This is a genomic window from Chitinophaga sp. NPDC101104, assembly GCF_050277495.1.
Taxonomy (GTDB): Bacteria; Bacteroidota; Bacteroidia; order Chitinophagales; family Chitinophagaceae; genus Chitinophaga.
On sequence record NZ_JBNNSF010000002.1, the window covers coordinates 724,508 to 739,939 of the forward strand.

A 15,432-nucleotide genomic window follows, 5' to 3' on the forward strand; every position below is an offset into this window, starting at 1 on the left:
GGGGCCTCCGCGGGTCATCTTGCAGGCCCCGGCGGCCGTGGTTCTCAACATTTTTAACTATTATTGTGCGGAATAACAGACAGATCATGCCCGTGGCATATACCATACAACCCACCTACGCGATAGACGACGCGACGCTGCTGGAAACGGACCTCACCACCTGCACCCTGCTGGTGATGATCGGTTCCGGCACATTCAGCTATGCCGTGCTCGCGCCCCTGCAGCGCAAGTTCCTGGCCCTGAAGAGCTACAGCTACCAGCCCAGGACCGTTGCCATGGCCGACCTCGAAATGATCGAACAGATCTTCGACGCCGACAGGCTGCTTTTCACCGCTTTCAAGAAAGTGCTGCTCGCTTTCTCCTCGGCAGAGAATACCCTCGTGCCGCGGGAGTTTTACCAGCAGCAGCTGCGGAAGGATTATCTCCAGGCCGCGCTGCCCCACAAAACGCAGGACGCGGTACTGGCCGATGAACTGCCGGATATGGGCCTGGTGAACGTGTTTTCGGTGGATAAGGATATGCTGGGGTTCCTGCGCAAGGAGTTTTCGACAGACGATGTGGCGCATGCCAACACCGCCTTGCTAAAGGCTTATCGCCAGGATGCGGACCACACCGCGCCGGAAGGCATCGCCTATGCCGAAGTGCAGGCGCAACAGTTTACCCTGACCATTTTCGCCGGCGGACAATTGCTCATGCAGCACCAATACGCCCACCGTGGCGGCCTCGATATCGTGTATTATATCGTGAACAGCCTCCGGCAGCTGGGCCTCAGCGAGCTGAAGTCGCGCATCAAGATCGGCGGGTCGCTCACGAAAGATTCACAGGTTTTCATCGAGCTCAGCCGGTTCCTGCCGCGCATCGAATGGGTTTACCGGCCCGACGGGTTCCTCTACATTCCGAAGATGGTAGACATGCCGTCTCATCAATTCTTTAATCTTTACGCCCTGGCGTTATGCGTATAATCGGTGGCGCACTGGGCGGGCGCCGCATCCATCCGCCTGCCAACATGCCGCATACACGGCCCACTACCGACATCGCGAAGGGCGGCCTTTTCAATATCATCGAAAACAATCTCGACATCACCGGGCTGCGCTGCCTCGAACTTTTCGGCGGCACGGGCAGCATCACGTTCGAACTGGCCTCCCGCGGGGCCACGAACCTGACGGTGGTGGAGAAAGACAATACCATGGCGGGTTTCATCGCCAAAACAGCCGGTCAGCTGGACGTAAGCACGCAAATCGTGAAGATGGACGCTTTCAAATACCTCCAGCAAGGCGGCGCCCCGTTCGATTTCATTTTCGCCGACCCGCCCTACGAACTGGGCAACATGGAAGCGTTGCCGACGCTCGTTTTTGAAAAAGGCATGCTGAAGGAAGAAGGATGGTTCGTGCTGGAACATACCCGCAGGAACGATTTCCGTCATTATCCCTATTTCCGCGCGGAACGGCACTATGGCACCACGATCTTTACTATTTTCATCAACCGGGAGGAACTGAAAACCCCTTCCGCCGATTAACGTAAACCATATGCAAAGAATCTGTCTTTTCCCCGGTACCTTCGATCCCGTAACGCTCGGCCATACCGATATCATCGATCGTGCCCTGCCGCTTTTCGATAAGCTCGTGATCGGCATCGGCGTCAATTCCGGCAAAGTGCCCATGTTTTCGGTGGAACAGCGCGTGGAATGGCTGCGCGAGATTTATAAAGACCAGCCAACGGTGGAAGTGACGTCGTACGAAGGACTGACCGTGAATTTCTGCAAACAGATCGGCGCCCGGTTCATCCTCCGCGGCATCCGGTACGTAGCCGATTTCGAATACGAAAAAGCGATCGCCGACATCAACCGCAAAATGGACCACGAAGTGGAAACCATCTTCCTGACCTGCTCCCCCGAATTCTCGACCATCGCCAGCACCCTCGTGCGCGACGTGATCCGGAACGGCGGCGATGCGGCACAGTTCCTGCCGAAAGAGGTGTCGTCTTCCCTCCAATATTCCAAACTTTCTTAATAAAACTTTGGCTATGAAACCCATCTGGTTTTCGCTGGACATTTCCCTGGACCAACTGAACGAGAACGGTCGCAATACCATGGGCGCCTGGGTAGGGATGGAGTTTACCGAGATTGGCCCGAATTACCTGCGCGCAATGATGCCAGTAGACCATCGCACGGTGCAACCGTACGGGTTGCTGCACGGCGGCGCATCGGCCGCGCTCGCGGAAACGGTGGGCAGCGTGGCTTCCGCGCTGATCATCGATCCCGAAAAACAGATTTGCGTAGGCCTGGAGATCAATGCCAACCACGTCCGCGGCGTCCGCGAAGGGTATGTGCACGCCATCGCCACACCGCTGCATATCGGCTCCGCCACGCATGTGTGGGACATCCGCATTACCGACGACCATCACAAGCTGGTCTGCGTAAGCCGGCTGACCGTAGCCGTGCTGGCCAAAAGAAAAGAAGCGTAATTATTTTTCCGCCAGCAGGTACTGCATCCTGGCGATGACGTCGTGCTGCACGACGCGGAATCCCGCACCTGCGAGCATTTCCTTCACCAAATCCGCTCCCATACGCAGTTTCCGGTAACTGCTCACTTTCTGTACCCATTCCCCGTGCTGCTTTTCCAGCAATTGGTCGTACACCCGCACAAATCCCGGTCCGTATTCCAGGAAGCAGGTGTGGATCCGCTGATCGTCTGCTTTAACCGGAATGAACCGCTGTTCGCCGAAGAGTTCTTCCGTGAGGTCGCGGAACGACAGGGCAATGCGCCCGCCGGCCGGTAACAGCGCAGACCATTGCCGGATAAGGTCCCGGACGGTTTCGGTACTGTCCAGGTGCGTGAGCGTATCGCCCATACAGGTGATGAGCTCGGCTTCCGTGGCGTATTGCGGCACATTTTTCAGGTCGGCCAGCACCGTGCGGATAGGGAGCCCTTTGGCCCGGGCGTTCAGTTCAGACAACAGGTGCTGGTTAAAATCGACGGCAAACACCGTGAACCCCAGCTTCGCCAGGGAAACCGACTGCAGGCCGTGACCGGCCCCCAGGTCGATGGCCACCTTGTTGCCGCGCGGGTGCACGCCGTGGCCGGAAAACCAGTCCTGCTGCTCCTGTTGCTTCGTTTCGAAATTCCCCGACATCCAGGCGTAGAACGCGGCGAGGTGGTTTTCGTAGTGGGACCGGGCGCTCATGAGGGTTGGGCGGTGTAGCCGGCTTTGGTGAGCACGTCCACGATGTTTTGGTAAGAGTAGGGCATGTACCGGGCGATGTGCTCCGGCTTGATCCACTGGATGTCCATAATGTCTTCCTCGATCTGGGGAACGGTGAGCTCCGTGCCGAAGAAGTGCATGCGGTACCAGTAGCTGTGCTTGAGTATGTTTTTTCCTTTGAGGGAATAATAATGGTAGGTTTCGGTGATGAGGCGGCCGAGAGTGACGTTCGAAAGCCCTGTTTCTTCCTGGACTTCGCGAAGGGCACAGGCTTCGAGGGTTTCGCCGTCGTCCTGTTTACCTTTGGGAAGGTCCCACTTGCCGCGGCGGAACATGAGGAGGATGTCTCCCGCTTCGTTGGTGACCAGGCCACCCGCTGCCACGAGTACCGTAAAATGGCTTTTGACCTGTTCGAGAAGGGCATCGGCTTCGCCGGTGCGGAACACGACGGCCGGGAGCTGGTTCTTTTCCAGCAGGGCGATGGTTTGGGCGATTTCGGCCGCGGGCGGATCGAAAAGCGTGGTGGCGCCTGTAAATTCGGCGGGGAGCGGTGTATGGAGGCCGGCGATCAGGAGCGGGCGTTCATTAATATATATATGTATCGGTGTTTCCATGCCGCAAAAATAATCCTTTGCATTATTCATCGTACTTTTGCGCCGTTATGAACAATATCAGCGAAAAACAGGTAGCAGAGAAACTGTTACAGATACAAGCCGTAAAACTGAGCCCTGCCCAGCCTTTCACCTGGGCTTCGGGTTGGAAATCCCCGATTTATTGCGATAACCGCAAAGTATTGTCTTATCCGTATGTCAGGGATTATATTAAGTCCGAGCTTTGCAACGTAGTGTTCGAGACATGGCCGGAAGCCGCGGTGATCGCGGGCGTGGCAACGGCGGGCATCCCGCATGGCGCCATGGTGGCCGATCAGCTGAAACTGCCGTTCATCTATGTGCGTTCCAAGCCGAAAGAGCATGGGATGGGCAACCAGATCGAAGGGGTGTTGCAGCCGGGCCAGCCGGTTGTGGTGGTGGAAGACCTGATTTCCACCGGCAAAAGCAGCCTGGAAGCCGTGCAGGCGATCCGCGCAGCGGGAGGCGAAGTGATCGGGATGGTGTCTATCTTCAATTACGGGTTCGATATCGCCGTGAAGGCTTTCGAATCGGCGAATGTTCCCTTCCGTTCCCTGAGCAACTACGCCGCCCTGATCGAACTGGCGGTGGAAAAAGGCCAGGTGGGCCCCGACGAACAGGCTACATTGCAAGCCTGGCGCACGGCTCCCGATGTGTGGGGGAAATAGCCGATATATTGCGATGAAATCGTATATTGTGAGCGATTAAAAACTATTCATCCTATGCGTATCATTAAAATGATGCTGGTGCTGCTGCTGGCTGTGACTGGTTCCGCGATGGCCCAGGCGAAGAAAGGAACGCTGGTAACGGCGAAGATCAAGGTGCCTTCCGTTCAGTGCAATATGTGCAAAGACGCGATCCAGCGGTATTTCCTGAAAGAAGAGGGGGTAAAATCCATGGTGGTGGACGTGAAGAAGAAGGAAGCGACGGTGAAGTATTTTACCGACCGCACCAATATCGAGAACATCAAGACCGCCATTGCGAACGTTGGGTACGATGCGGACGATGTGACAGCCAATGCGGATTCCTACAACGACCTGCCCAAGTGCTGCAAGAAACCGGAAGACGGTGGAGGCCCTGTCCAGAAGAAACACTAGTTATATAATTATACCGAATTCGACCGCTCCGGCTTGCCGGAGCGGTTTTTTTTGTGCCCGGCGGAGTCAGGGCAAAAGGTGAAGGATGATTCTGATGTGAGAATAATCATTAATCTGAAGCCGGAGGATAGGAAATCAAAGGGTCTATAAATACCTAAAAAGCTCCGGTAAAAGCGGATTTTGGATGCGGTCGGGCGGTTTTTCAACCCAATTTTACTGGCGATTTTGAGTCGGAAAGGAGTGGATACTTCATAGAACCGGCGCTCCCGGCGGAGGGAAAAAGGCCATTTTAATGGTCGCGCGCGGATGAAAGCTGCGTCATTTACAGTATATTTTTTCCGGACGAGCGCGTCAATTAGGGGGACGGATACGATAAAAATGACGAGAATGATCAGCAGTTTGATCGGCAAATAGATGGTAAGATTGAATTCCACCGGGCCGGCAATACACCAAATCATCAGTAAAGAAAACGCGATTGTGACGGGTAAATTTCGGATCAGCTGGGCGAAAGACTGGTTCATGATCCAGGCAAAATACCGAAATTGATTGACTGCGTTCGGTGGTTTTTTAGGTCGCCAACCTCCGGAGATCGACCTGGAATTTCCTGGTATTGCCCAATTTTGACCCTCAAAAACGGCGAATAGGATTGATTCGGATAGCCGCTTTTGTGTGGCACAAATCCCCCTGCACCTCAATTCCTGTGCAAAAAAAGTGAGCCCGATCGATAGGGGAAGAGCAGCCTTCAAAATACCCCGATCCTCGAAAAGTACAATTTTACCTTCTTCAAAGCAGTGTCCCAAATCAACGATTTCCGGCAGGTTTTTGAAGTCGGGCAGACGGGTTTTCGACGGCCGATCGATCCGTCATCCGAATAATAAAATTGGCATTTCCGAATTGGTTTCGACGGTCTAGGCGTCGTTGAAAGACAGAAAATCGGGTAATTATGATGAGAAAATGGGCGTTGAAAAACTCATTTTTGACGTCATGACCATTGGATTTTGGGATCGGAAAATGGGTTTTTCAGGGTGGGATAGACCGCTTTCCCGGCGCTTAAACCGGTAAAACCAAGGACGAAATCCGGTGGACAGGGTGCCGGAAAAGCTGGCAGCGATATCATAAAATCGCACGGAAAACAAAAAAGCCACCCGGAAAGGATGGCTTTAATTACTGTAGTTCGAATTGTCGAAATATAAAAATCAGGTGTAAAATACGCTGGATGCCAGATGCCGGAATTTGAAAAAAAAAGCGTCAAAATCCGAAAAACCACGTCGCGAGAAATTGAACGGCCGGCGCAAAAACCGAAATAAGCTGGTCCCAAAAATTCAGTTGTTCCATCAGAAAAAGTCGAGTTTCTGTTTCGTTTCGCAGCGGATCGGGAAGGGAAGATACACCCCTTTTTTGCCGACTTTGCAATTTCCGGCGGCTTTAATAGTTACCTCCTTGTTCGCCAAAACGCCGAGCATGTTCTTGAAAACATTCCCCATTTCGACCTGGAGCTTTACCGGAAAATAAAAAGTATCGCGCGCCGGGATGTCAATTAAGGTGTCCTGTAAAGAATGGCCAACTTTCGTGTCGTCCAGAAAAACGTCGAATTCGGCATCTTTCAACCGGAGCGAAAAATTGTTCGGGTTGTAATAGGCCAGTTCGATTTTGACCGTGCTTTTCGAAAAGCTCAGATTTTCCATATCGAAACTCGCGACCCGGATAAACTCCAGGTCCTTCATTTTTCCACATGCGCTGACCCCACCCCAAACGAGAAGGATCATAAAATACCAGGTTACCTGCTTCATGACGGCGTTTGAAAATTTCCACCAAACCTACGACAAATCCCTCCAAAAATTAAGTTAAAAACCGGGCTGGGAGCGGCCCGTCTACTTGAAATTTTACTTTAAATAAAATCAGTCAAAAATCAGCGATTTTTTAGACTAATATCTTTAGTATTTTTGTTGACTTTTAACATTTTACGTGAATTGAGCGATTGCTAATATTAATAGCATATTTATTAAAATTCTATGAGCTGTTAATCAAGAAGTTGAAGTGTATTAACAAAAGCTTTTTATTTAATTGTAACCGCCCATTTCATGTGGATTTACATCACCGGAAAATTAAAATAGACAGTATGGCAGAACAGCAGAAAAGCAAAATATTACTCATTGAAAGTCAATATTTTCCGCCTATCAGCTTCTATAAAACTTTAATTGAATGCGAAAAAGTGCGTTTTGAGCGCATGGAGCACTATCAGAAGGTCAGTTTTCGTAATCGTTGCTACATCGCCGGGCCCAACGGAATGATCCTTTTGAGTGTTCCGCTCGTGAAAGGAAAAAACCAGCGGACCGTCATGAAAGACGTTCGCATTTCCAACCTCGAGCCCTGGCAGCAACTCCATTGGAAAACCCTCACCTCCGCTTACCGCCGTTCCCCATGGTTCGAATATTTCGAGCCGGAACTGGAAATGTTATATGAAAAGGAATTTGAATATCTGCTCGACTGGAACCTGGCCTGCTTCGAGTTCGCCAACCGCGCCCTCGGGTTTGCGCCTCTCGTGGAAATGACGGACGCTTTTGAGAAGGACTATAATAATGATACCACCATCCTGGACTTCCGCGATAAAATGGTCCCCGGCCAGGTCCCGGAAAATCCCGTCGAATACACCCAGGTTTTTGGGGAAAGGACCGGCTTTTTGCCGAACCTTAGCATCCTCGATCTGTTATTCTGTGAAGGGAAAAGGGGTTTGGAGTTACTGAAATGATTATGAAGGGATTGTAAAAGAAATGTCAACCCCGGGCCTCCCGCGCCGGAAAAGCTGCTCCCAGCTAATTAAATACTTTATGTAATATAGTATAAGTGATTGCTGTACAGTATAATAACAATGTTATTCCCCATTCGTAAAAAAGATCGAAATTTTTTGGGAATCCATTGGAACAAAATAGTAGATTTGCATCCGATTTTGCTGGGGAACGACTTACGTAGGTGTGTTGTGACTTGTTTCAACTTAAAACCAGAAGTTTCCAGCTCATTTATTGTGTATTAATTTTTTGACCTTAGAAATTCATTCACAGATTTAAATGAACAACACCTACACGGACCTGGTTAACCAGACCTTCGAGTTCCCTCAGGAAGGATTCGATGTGAAGGAGAATAACCTGTTTTTCAACGGGCTGGACATGCGGGCGCTGATCGACAAATACGGCACCCCTTTCAAACTGACCTATCTTCCCAAGATCGGGATGCAGGTAAGCAGGGCGAAAAAGATGTTCCAGGATGCGATAAAGAAGAACAAGTATGATGGCAATTATTACTATTGCTACTGTACCAAAAGTTCTCACTTTTCGTTCATCATGGACGAGGTGCTCCGGCAGAACGTCCACATCGAAACGTCGTTCGCTTACGACATAGACATTATTAACAAGCTCTATGAACGTAAGAAGATCAACAAGGAAACCTTCGTGATCTGCAACGGGTATAAAACAAAGACCTATACCCGGGCCATCGCCAAGCTGATCAACTCCGGTTTCAAAAACGTGATCCCGGTGCTCGACAACAAGGAGGAACTGGAGGACTATTCCAAATTCGTGCGGACCAAAGATCCCGTTAAACTGGGTATCCGTATCGCCGCCGAGGAAGAGCCCACCTTTGATTTTTACACCTCCCGCCTCGGCATCGCCAAAAGCGACATCCTCGAATATTACGTGGACAAGCTGAAAGGAAATCCGAAGTTCGAACTGAAGATGCTCCACTTCTTTATGAACAAGGGCATCAAAGACGATATATTTTATTGGAGCCAGTTCAACAAAGTGTTGAACCTCTATTGCCAGCTGAAGAAGATCTGTCCGGAACTGGAAAGCATCAACCTCGGCGGCGGCTTCCCGATCAAGCACTCCCTCGGGTTCGACTATGATTACGCTTACATCGTAAACGAGATCGTAGCCAACATCAAGAGCGTTTGCAAAAAGAACAAAGTACCGGTGCCGGACATCTATACGGAATTCGGTTCCTTCACGGTAGGCGAAAGCGGGGCAGTGATCTACTCCGTGCTCGGCGAGAAAATGCAGAACGACCGTGAAGCCTGGTACATGATCGACAGCTCTTTCATCACGACCCTGCCAGACACCTGGGGCATCGGGGAGAAGTTCCTCATGCTGCCCATTAACAAATGGGACCAGGAGTACCAGGAAGTGCACCTCGGCGGGCTCACCTGCGATGGGTACGATTTCTACACCTCGGAAGAACACATCAACGCCGTGTTCCTCCCGAAGCTGACCGGCGAACAGGAACCGCTGTACATCGGTTTTTTCCACACCGGGGCGTACCAGGACCAGCTGAGCGGGTACGGCGGCATCAAGCACTGCCTCATCCCGTCGCCCAAGCACGTGATCGTCGGGCACGACAAAAACGGACAATTAAAAGATTGGCTATACGCGAAAGAGCAAACCGCTCAAAGCATGCTGAAAATTTTGGGTTATTAAAAATATGGGTTAGTAATCCACTTAAAAACCCCTCGGTTCTCCGAGGGGTTTCGTTTTTTATGCCCTCCCCGGAATTCGACCGCTCGTCCATTTTGGGCCCGGCCAAGCCGTACCCGGTTCGTAATTTAAGTGACCGATAGCCGCTCTTTCCGCCTTTCGTTAAAACGGATAACACCATAAAAATAGGCTCTCCAGGAGGAGAGCCTATAATTTCATAGGATAGATTGATCCAACATTCATAGCGTTAGGGATGAAATGGAATATTCATGGCATAAGGTAAAAGGGACATTTCAAGGTATGCGGGAATTGGAACATTTCAGTATAGAGGCAATAGGTTACGATGGATTTATTATTATCAAAAATAGGAACCGTTCTTGCTGCCGCAAATACCACTTAGTTGTATCTTTTAACAACTTTTTTACAATTTTTTCGTTACAGCCGTTTTTAAAACCTCAAAATACATGTGCCAACAATCAAAAAACAATCCCATGCCGTTCCGGCGAATTGTCCCCTTGATAATTTTAATAATGTGTTCTTATCGAAGCTCGGCGCAGGATTCAGACGCCGAAGCCGTAAAAAGCGTTGTCAGGCAACTGTTTGAAGGGATGAAGCGGGGCGACAGCGCGTTGGTAAAGGCTGTTTTCCATGATGCGGCCCTGATGCAGACCGTTGCAGCGTCCAAAACAGGGGAGATAAAGGTGCATACGATGCCCGCGCAGGACTTTATAACAGCTGTAGGAAAGCCTCACACGGACGTGTGGGATGAGCGGATCGAGTTTGGGCAGGTTTTGGTGGATGGGCCGATGGCCAGCGTATGGACGCCCTACAAGTTTTACCTGGGTGAAAAGTACAGTCATTGCGGGGTGAACAGCTTCCAGCTGTATAAATCCGCCGGTGGATGGAAGGTCCTTTACCTGGTAGATACCCGCCGGAAAGAAAACTGTCCCTGATCAGGGCTCCGGTTGCTGGCCGAGGAACTGGATGGCGGATTCGCACTGTTTCTCGATCTCGCTGAAACGGGCGTCGATCAGATCGGTATTCCCTTCCATGAAATCGATCTTCCCCGAGCGGCTTAGGCCTTTAACGAGCAGGAACTGCTTGATGAGGTTCTGGTTCACCAGCGCCGAGAACTCCTGTTGCTTCTGCAGCGTCTGCTCCCGCTCCAGGCGGAAAATGTTCCGGAAATACACGCCCCATACCCGCAGGATGATCAGCAAGTACCCCAGCATGAGGAATGGCGTGGCGATATAGCGGTCCAGCGCCGAATAGGTTGGCGGGAAGCTGACGCGGAAATTATCCAGCTTCATCCAGGCCACCACGCCCAGGTATGCGAAAAGGACCGCCATGATGGACAGCGAAGCGCGCAGGGGCAGAATGAAATATCCGAGCATGCAGGCCATGAGCCAGGGGATAGCATAAATGGGGGATAGGTCCATATCGTTCATGAACGAGCAGGCCATGGGGATGAGCAAGGTGCTCAAAGCCGCCATGATGCCCACCATCGTATATGGCGCGCCGGAATACATGAGCCCTCCACAGAACAGGAACGCGAGCAGGAACGAGGTGGTGATGATGAGATTGGGCAGGTCTTGCAGGAATACCAGTGCCGCCATAATGGGCAGCAGCATCAGGGTGTAGAAGAAAATGTAGTCGAAAACCATCGAGATGCGCGCATGTTCCAAGGCGCAGGCCGATTTGCGTATAAGCTTTCCCGTGACCATTCCGCACACAGCGTTGTAAATGGCAGTATACAATGTAGGTTTGCTGCTCTTATTTGCTGACATAAAAAGGGGATATTCCAATAAATAGCTCATACACAAGGTAATAGGATTTCCGCGCCGGGGAATGGAACTTTTGTGGGAGTTTCGGAGCCGTTAAAAACGAAGGGCCGCCTTAGACAAGGCGGCCCTCTTTACTGTTGTATTTGTATTATGAATTCAAATCACAACAAATCGCAACTATTCCTAACCCTTATGCAACTATAATTTCTTTTACGGTTTCCTGTGCGGCCTCTTTTTTAGGCAGGGTCAGATGCAGGACGCCGTTATCGTATTTCGCGTTGATTTTGGAAGCGTCCACTTTCTCATCCAGCGTAAAGGAGCGGGAGAAGGAGCGGAAGCTGAACTCGCGGCGAAGGTGTTTTTCGTTTTCGTCTTTGGTTTCGGCTTTCTTTTCGGCGCTGATCGTCAGCGTAGGGCCGTCGACCTTGATTTTCAAGTCTTCCTTGGCGAAGCCGGGGGCTACGATTTCCAAAGCATAGCCATCTTTCGTTTCGGAGATGTTCACCGGGGCGTAAGATGCGCCGTAGAAATCGGAGGTGGCAAAATCCCTGTTCAGGAATTTACCATTGAACAGTTCGTCTACAAGACCATGGAAGGTTTTAGCGGGCTGATTGAATTTTACGAGTGTCATACTTATTATCTTTTATGCGTTAAACCATTTTGTTTTACGGTTACGCTTCCTACAGATCAAATGGGATACCAATGCCGGAAATCGGTTAAAAAGCCAGTTTTTGGCGAATTTACCGGACAAAATGTCAAATTGGTTTGTTGTTTCCGGACAAAATGACAAAAATAATGAACTAATTGAAGTATCTCGATATAATATTACCTTTGTACAAAACTAAAATATATGTACCCTGCGGAACTCGTGATGCCGATGAAGGCAGAATTAACAGATAATGGATTTCAGGAAATGCTTTCTCCCGAGAAAGTGGAAGAAACATTGAAACAGGAAGGTACCACCCTGGTGGTGATCAATTCCGTTTGCGGATGCTCCGCCGGTACCGCCCGTCCGGGCGTACTGATGGCCGTTGCCGCCAGCGAGAAGAAGCCGGATAGACTGACGACCTCCTTCGCCGGGTTCGACAGTGCCGCCGTTCAGCAGATCCGCACGCACCTGTTGCCTTACCCCCCGTCATCGCCTTCCATCGCGCTTTTCAAAGACGGTCAGCTCGTACACTTCATTGAGCGCCACATGATCGAGGGCCGTTCCGCCCAAATGATCGCAACCAACCTGGTGGCTGCTTTTGACGAGTACTGCTAATCGTTTGTTGCTTCCCGTTACATGGTTTTTTAAGCCGGTTAATGGGAAATTCATATTTGCAATGTAACTTGGTGGTTTGATTTTCCGACTGACTGATTCGGCTTTGTTCATAGGAAAATTCAGATCACCATTTTTTTTTCGCCTATGTATCCTAACTTATATTACGCGTTCAGGGATCTTTTTGGGGTAGAGCTGCCCAAACTTAAAATCGTTCAGACCTTTGGTTTCTTCGTGGCGCTGGCCTTCCTGGCTGCTGCCTGGGTGCTTACGTCGGAATTGCGCCGGCGTGAAAAGCTCGGGTTGCTGCAACCGGTAGACGAAACCATCATCGAAGGCAAGCCCGCATCCGTGGCCGATCTGCTCGTTAGTGCAGTCATCGGTTTCATCATCGGTTTCAAATTTTTCGGCGCTTTCGGCAAAATCGGCGATTTCAGGGAGTACCTGTTGTCGGCCCAGGGCAGTCTCGTCGGAGGGCTTCTCGTAGCCGCCGGGATGGCGTATTATAAATATTATACGAAGAAGAAAAAGGCACTGCCCACGCCGCGGCAGGTAAAAGTGAAAGTCTGGCCGCACCAGCGCGTTCCCGACTTCACCATCCAGGCGGCGGTGGCCGGCCTCATCGGCGCCAAGATCTTCCACAACCTGGAAAACTGGAGCGAATTCACCGCCGATCCCTGGGGGTCGTTGTTTTCCGCCAGCGGGCTCACCTTTTACGGAGGGCTCATCGTAGCGGCTTATGTCATCATCCGCTACGCCGCCAAAAAACAGATCAACTGGAAACACCTGGTAGACAGTGCCGGGCCCGCCCTCATGCTCGCTTATGCGATCGGGAGGATGGGTTGCCAGTTTTCCGGCGACGGCGACTGGGGCATCAACAACAGCGCCTACATTACCAATGCCGCCGGCCAGATCGAGCAGGTGGCGCCGGCGCAATACCAGCAGGTGATGGAGCGCGAAACCGAATACTTCAGCCGGCACTTCGGCTCCATCGAGCACGTGCCCCACAAATATTATCCGAAACCCGCGGCACTGGGCTTCCTGCCCGACTGGTTCGTGGCCTATAACTATCCCCACAACGTCGTGAACGACGGCGTTCGGCTGCCCGGTTGCGAAGGGGAGTATTGCAGCGCGCTACCGGTTGGCGTGTTCCCGACACCGTTATACGAGATCATCGTCTGCGGTGCGTTCTTCCTCGTGCTCATGGGCATCCGTAAGAAGGTGACCACACCCGGCGTGATCTTCGGTATCTATCTCATTCTGAACGGACTGGAAAGATTTTTCGTGGAAAAGATCCGCGTCAACACCAAATACGACATTTTCGGCTTCCACCCCACACAGGCGGAGCTGATTTCCAGCTTGCTGGTGATCGGTGGCGCCGCACTGATCTGGTACGCCCGTAAAACGGCGCCCACCTCCAAAAATCCTGCATAATGCAACGCCATCCGAAACTCATACCGCTGTCGCACGAGCATAAAACACTCCTTTTCGTGTGCCGCTATCTCAAGAAAGATGCGGCGCCGTACGAGGGGTTCCCGCTCGATGCTGCGTCGAAGATGAAGTACATGGTCAAAGTATTCCAGGAAACGATGGTGCCGCATATCCAGAAAGAAGATCACCTGTTCGAGCAATGCCGCGGATCCGTACCGGAGCTGGACGTGATGATCGACGAACTGGCCGAAGAGCACCGCATTATTTCCGGGATGTACAGCGCGTTGGTAGACAGCAGCGATCTGGTGGAAGGGATGGACCAGCTGGCCAGGGCGCTGGAAGCGCATATCCGCAAAGAAGAACGGACCGTTTTCGAAAAAATGCAGGAATTATTGCCTGACGTCATCGCCAACCTGCGGCTGGACGAAGGGAAAGAAGAATAAAGATCAAAACCAAATCAAAATCCCTCATACCATGAGAACTGTTACCCTGGTGGCCGCATGTATGGCCACATTCTCGACTGCATTCGCGCAGCTGGACACGAGCGGTCCACGAGCCGGCGAAGGGCAGGAGCAAACGGACGAAGCCTCCGAAGCGGAAATTGCCGCCGCCGTGCAGCAATACCGCGATTCCGTCCACAAAACCTTCAAGTACCAAACCGGTAAGATCACCTTGTCGCACGGGGTTACCCTTGAGGTGCCGAAAGGTTTCAAGTACCTGGATGCGCCGCAAAGCCACCGCGTGCTCGAAGAGCTGTGGGGAAACCTCGAAGGCGAAACCATGGGCATGATCTTCCCCGAGCAGTACGGTCCGCTGGACGATGCTTCCTGGGCGTTCGATATCAGTTTCGACGGAATGGGATATGTGAAAGACGAGGATGCCGACAAGATGGACTATGACGACGTGCTCAAGGGCATGAAGGAAGACGACGAAGCGTCCAACAAGCTGCGCAAGGAGCAGGGATTGCAGACGATCAGTACCATCGGATGGGCGGCGGCGCCTTTCTACGATTCGAATACGAAAACGTTGCATTGGGCCATGGAGCTGCAGGCGAGCGACGCGGAGAAGCGTACGCTCAACTACCATTTGCGCATCCTGGGTCGTAAGGGCGTGCTGGTGATGAGCGCCATCGGAACGATGGACCAGTTGCCGGAGATCAAGAAAAACATCCCCGGGATTTTGAAATCCGCCACATTTGAAAGCGGCCATGCCTATGCGGATTTCGATCCGAAGGTGGATGAAGTGGCCGCCTGGACGGTGGGTGGCCTGGTAGCAGGAAAGGTGCTGGCTAAGGTTGGGTTCTTCGCCATCCTGGCGAAATTCGGGAAACTGATCGTGATGGGGCTGATTGCCGCCGGTGCCGGTTTGTGGAAATGGATCAGGGGCCGCCGGAGGAAGGAAGAAGAAGTGGCGACGGAAGCGGCGCCGGAGTTGGCGGAGCAACCGCAGGGAGAAGAAGTGCAGAAATCCTGATCAGGGAGGTACGTAATATATAATGAAGCGCGCGGCGCCGGGGTTCCCCACAGCTCTTCGAGCACGCGGTGGCTTTGCGGCGCATCCAGGTAC

Annotated in this window: 19 protein-coding genes; 13 read left to right on the forward strand and 6 right to left on the reverse strand. The window is 51.8% G+C overall.

All coding sequences use genetic code 11. The features are described from left to right. Positions 1-65 precede the first annotated feature (65 nt). Genes ACQKLP_RS21635 through ACQKLP_RS21650 form a run of 4 tightly spaced genes read left to right on the forward strand, consistent with a single transcriptional unit; the run spans position 66 to position 2,463 of the window. A complete protein-coding gene (locus ACQKLP_RS21635; RefSeq protein ID WP_427325042.1) occupies positions 66-962 on the forward strand; it encodes a DUF3822 family protein in 897 nt (298 codons plus the stop codon). Continuing rightward, the gene (locus ACQKLP_RS21640) at positions 953-1,516 is read left to right on the forward strand and encodes an RsmD family RNA methyltransferase (protein WP_427325043.1); all 564 of its coding nucleotides are present in this window, start codon (positions 953-955) and stop codon (positions 1,514-1,516) included. Before ACQKLP_RS21635 ends, ACQKLP_RS21640 begins: the two co-directional genes overlap by 10 nt. Before the next feature lie 10 nt (positions 1,517-1,526). Continuing rightward, positions 1,527-2,009, forward strand: a complete 483-nt coding sequence (gene coaD / locus ACQKLP_RS21645) for a pantetheine-phosphate adenylyltransferase (protein WP_427325044.1) — start codon at positions 1,527-1,529, stop codon at positions 2,007-2,009. Positions 2,010-2,022: 13 nt separating this feature from the next. Beyond that, entirely contained in the window at positions 2,023-2,463 is a 441-nt protein-coding gene (locus ACQKLP_RS21650; RefSeq protein WP_427325046.1) for a hotdog fold thioesterase, read from the forward strand. Here ACQKLP_RS21650 and ACQKLP_RS21655 read toward each other — a convergent pair whose 3' ends face one another. Beyond that, positions 2,464-3,183 (reverse strand): class I SAM-dependent methyltransferase, encoded by a 720-nt coding sequence (locus ACQKLP_RS21655; protein ID WP_427325047.1) that lies wholly within the window; start codon positions 3,181-3,183, stop codon positions 2,464-2,466. Beyond that, positions 3,180-3,815 carry an NUDIX hydrolase gene (locus ACQKLP_RS21660; protein WP_427325048.1) on the reverse strand — a complete coding sequence of 212 codons (636 nt, stop codon included), beginning with the start codon at positions 3,813-3,815 and terminating at the stop codon, positions 3,180-3,182. The genes ACQKLP_RS21655 and ACQKLP_RS21660 overlap by 4 nt, the downstream gene beginning before the upstream one ends. A 47-nt stretch (positions 3,816-3,862) precedes the next feature. On the opposite strand from ACQKLP_RS21660, the gene pyrE reads away from it, so the two are divergent. Together pyrE and ACQKLP_RS21670 are read left to right on the forward strand one after the other, a co-directional pair. After that, positions 3,863-4,498 carry an orotate phosphoribosyltransferase gene (gene pyrE / locus ACQKLP_RS21665; protein WP_427325049.1) on the forward strand — a complete coding sequence of 212 codons (636 nt, stop codon included), beginning with the start codon at positions 3,863-3,865 and terminating at the stop codon, positions 4,496-4,498. Between the two features lie 54 nt (positions 4,499-4,552). Next, entirely contained in the window at positions 4,553-4,927 is a 375-nt protein-coding gene (locus tag ACQKLP_RS21670; protein ID WP_341840549.1) for a heavy-metal-associated domain-containing protein, read from the forward strand. Between the two features lie 8 nt (positions 4,928-4,935). On the opposite strand, the gene ACQKLP_RS21675 is transcribed toward ACQKLP_RS21670, so the two are convergent. Continuing rightward, positions 4,936-5,448, reverse strand: coding sequence for a hypothetical protein (locus ACQKLP_RS21675; RefSeq protein ID WP_427325050.1), 513 nt, complete (start codon positions 5,446-5,448; stop codon positions 4,936-4,938). An 813-nt stretch (positions 5,449-6,261) separates the two neighbouring features. Continuing rightward, positions 6,262-6,717 carry an LEA type 2 family protein gene (locus ACQKLP_RS21680; RefSeq protein ID WP_427325051.1) on the reverse strand — a complete coding sequence of 152 codons (456 nt, stop codon included), beginning with the start codon at positions 6,715-6,717 and terminating at the stop codon, positions 6,262-6,264. A 329-nt stretch (positions 6,718-7,046) separates the two neighbouring features. Here ACQKLP_RS21680 and ACQKLP_RS21685 point away from each other — a divergent pair, with 329 nt between their 5' ends. The 3 genes from ACQKLP_RS21685 (at position 7,047) to ACQKLP_RS21695 (ending at position 10,343) form a co-directional block, all read left to right on the forward strand. Then, positions 7,047-7,676 (forward strand): WbqC family protein, encoded by a 630-nt coding sequence (locus tag ACQKLP_RS21685; RefSeq protein WP_427325052.1) that lies wholly within the window; start codon positions 7,047-7,049, stop codon positions 7,674-7,676. A gap of 316 nt (positions 7,677-7,992) precedes the next feature. Then, positions 7,993-9,393 (forward strand): arginine decarboxylase, encoded by a 1,401-nt coding sequence (locus ACQKLP_RS21690; RefSeq protein WP_341840546.1) that lies wholly within the window; start codon positions 7,993-7,995, stop codon positions 9,391-9,393. Positions 9,394-9,920: 527 nt separating this feature from the next. Beyond that, positions 9,921-10,343, forward strand: coding sequence for a nuclear transport factor 2 family protein (locus ACQKLP_RS21695; protein ID WP_427325054.1), 423 nt, complete (start codon positions 9,921-9,923; stop codon positions 10,341-10,343). Here ACQKLP_RS21695 and ACQKLP_RS21700 read toward each other — a convergent pair whose 3' ends face one another. Together ACQKLP_RS21700 and ACQKLP_RS21705 are read right to left on the reverse strand one after the other, a co-directional pair. Then, entirely contained in the window at positions 10,344-11,075 is a 732-nt protein-coding gene (locus ACQKLP_RS21700) for a hypothetical protein (RefSeq protein WP_427325055.1), read from the reverse strand. It abuts the gene before it with no gap. A 289-nt stretch (positions 11,076-11,364) separates the two neighbouring features. Next, on the reverse strand, positions 11,365-11,805 hold the full coding sequence (locus ACQKLP_RS21705) for an Hsp20/alpha crystallin family protein (RefSeq protein ID WP_341840543.1): 441 nt from the start codon (positions 11,803-11,805) through the stop codon (positions 11,365-11,367). A 219-nt stretch (positions 11,806-12,024) separates the two neighbouring features. On the opposite strand from ACQKLP_RS21705, the gene ACQKLP_RS21710 reads away from it, so the two are divergent. From ACQKLP_RS21710 to ACQKLP_RS21725, 4 genes are all read left to right on the forward strand, one after another. After that, positions 12,025-12,438 (forward strand): BrxA/BrxB family bacilliredoxin, encoded by a 414-nt coding sequence (locus ACQKLP_RS21710; protein WP_126248878.1) that lies wholly within the window; start codon positions 12,025-12,027, stop codon positions 12,436-12,438. Positions 12,439-12,582: 144 nt separating this feature from the next. Next, on the forward strand, positions 12,583-13,869 hold the full coding sequence (locus ACQKLP_RS21715; RefSeq protein WP_427325056.1) for a prolipoprotein diacylglyceryl transferase: 1,287 nt from the start codon (positions 12,583-12,585) through the stop codon (positions 13,867-13,869). Beyond that, positions 13,869-14,309 carry a hemerythrin domain-containing protein gene (locus ACQKLP_RS21720; RefSeq protein ID WP_427325057.1) on the forward strand — a complete coding sequence of 147 codons (441 nt, stop codon included), beginning with the start codon at positions 13,869-13,871 and terminating at the stop codon, positions 14,307-14,309. Before ACQKLP_RS21715 ends, ACQKLP_RS21720 begins: the two co-directional genes overlap by 1 nt. Positions 14,310-14,340: 31 nt before the next feature. Further along, a complete protein-coding gene (locus ACQKLP_RS21725) occupies positions 14,341-15,339 on the forward strand; it encodes a DUF2167 domain-containing protein (protein WP_427325058.1) in 999 nt (332 codons plus the stop codon). Positions 15,340-15,432 lie beyond the last annotated feature (93 nt).

Coding starts and splice junctions, on each gene's coding strand:
- coaD (WP_427325044.1), top strand. CDS start 1,527: ATGCAAAGAATCTGTCTTTTCCCCGGTACCTTCGATCCCGTAACGCTC.
- ACQKLP_RS21720 (WP_427325057.1), top strand. CDS start 13,869: ATGCAACGCCATCCGAAACTCATACCGCTGTCGCACGAGCATAAAACA.
- pyrE (WP_427325049.1), top strand. CDS start 3,863: ATGAACAATATCAGCGAAAAACAGGTAGCAGAGAAACTGTTACAGATA.
- ACQKLP_RS21675 (WP_427325050.1), bottom strand. CDS start 5,448: ATGAACCAGTCTTTCGCCCAGCTGATCCGAAATTTACCCGTCACAATC.
- ACQKLP_RS21725 (WP_427325058.1), top strand. CDS start 14,341: ATGAGAACTGTTACCCTGGTGGCCGCATGTATGGCCACATTCTCGACT.
- ACQKLP_RS21660 (WP_427325048.1), bottom strand. CDS start 3,815: ATGGAAACACCGATACATATATATATTAATGAACGCCCGCTCCTGATC.
- ACQKLP_RS21695 (WP_427325054.1), top strand. CDS start 9,921: ATGTGTTCTTATCGAAGCTCGGCGCAGGATTCAGACGCCGAAGCCGTA.
- ACQKLP_RS21655 (WP_427325047.1), bottom strand. CDS start 3,183: ATGAGCGCCCGGTCCCACTACGAAAACCACCTCGCCGCGTTCTACGCC.
- ACQKLP_RS21650 (WP_427325046.1), top strand. CDS start 2,023: ATGAAACCCATCTGGTTTTCGCTGGACATTTCCCTGGACCAACTGAAC.
- ACQKLP_RS21670 (WP_341840549.1), top strand. CDS start 4,553: ATGCGTATCATTAAAATGATGCTGGTGCTGCTGCTGGCTGTGACTGGT.
- ACQKLP_RS21640 (WP_427325043.1), top strand. CDS start 953: ATGCGTATAATCGGTGGCGCACTGGGCGGGCGCCGCATCCATCCGCCT.
- ACQKLP_RS21680 (WP_427325051.1), bottom strand. CDS start 6,717: ATGAAGCAGGTAACCTGGTATTTTATGATCCTTCTCGTTTGGGGTGGG.
- ACQKLP_RS21690 (WP_341840546.1), top strand. CDS start 7,993: ATGAACAACACCTACACGGACCTGGTTAACCAGACCTTCGAGTTCCCT.
- ACQKLP_RS21705 (WP_341840543.1), bottom strand. CDS start 11,805: ATGACACTCGTAAAATTCAATCAGCCCGCTAAAACCTTCCATGGTCTT.
- ACQKLP_RS21685 (WP_427325052.1), top strand. CDS start 7,047: ATGGCAGAACAGCAGAAAAGCAAAATATTACTCATTGAAAGTCAATAT.
- ACQKLP_RS21715 (WP_427325056.1), top strand. CDS start 12,583: ATGTATCCTAACTTATATTACGCGTTCAGGGATCTTTTTGGGGTAGAG.
- ACQKLP_RS21710 (WP_126248878.1), top strand. CDS start 12,025: ATGTACCCTGCGGAACTCGTGATGCCGATGAAGGCAGAATTAACAGAT.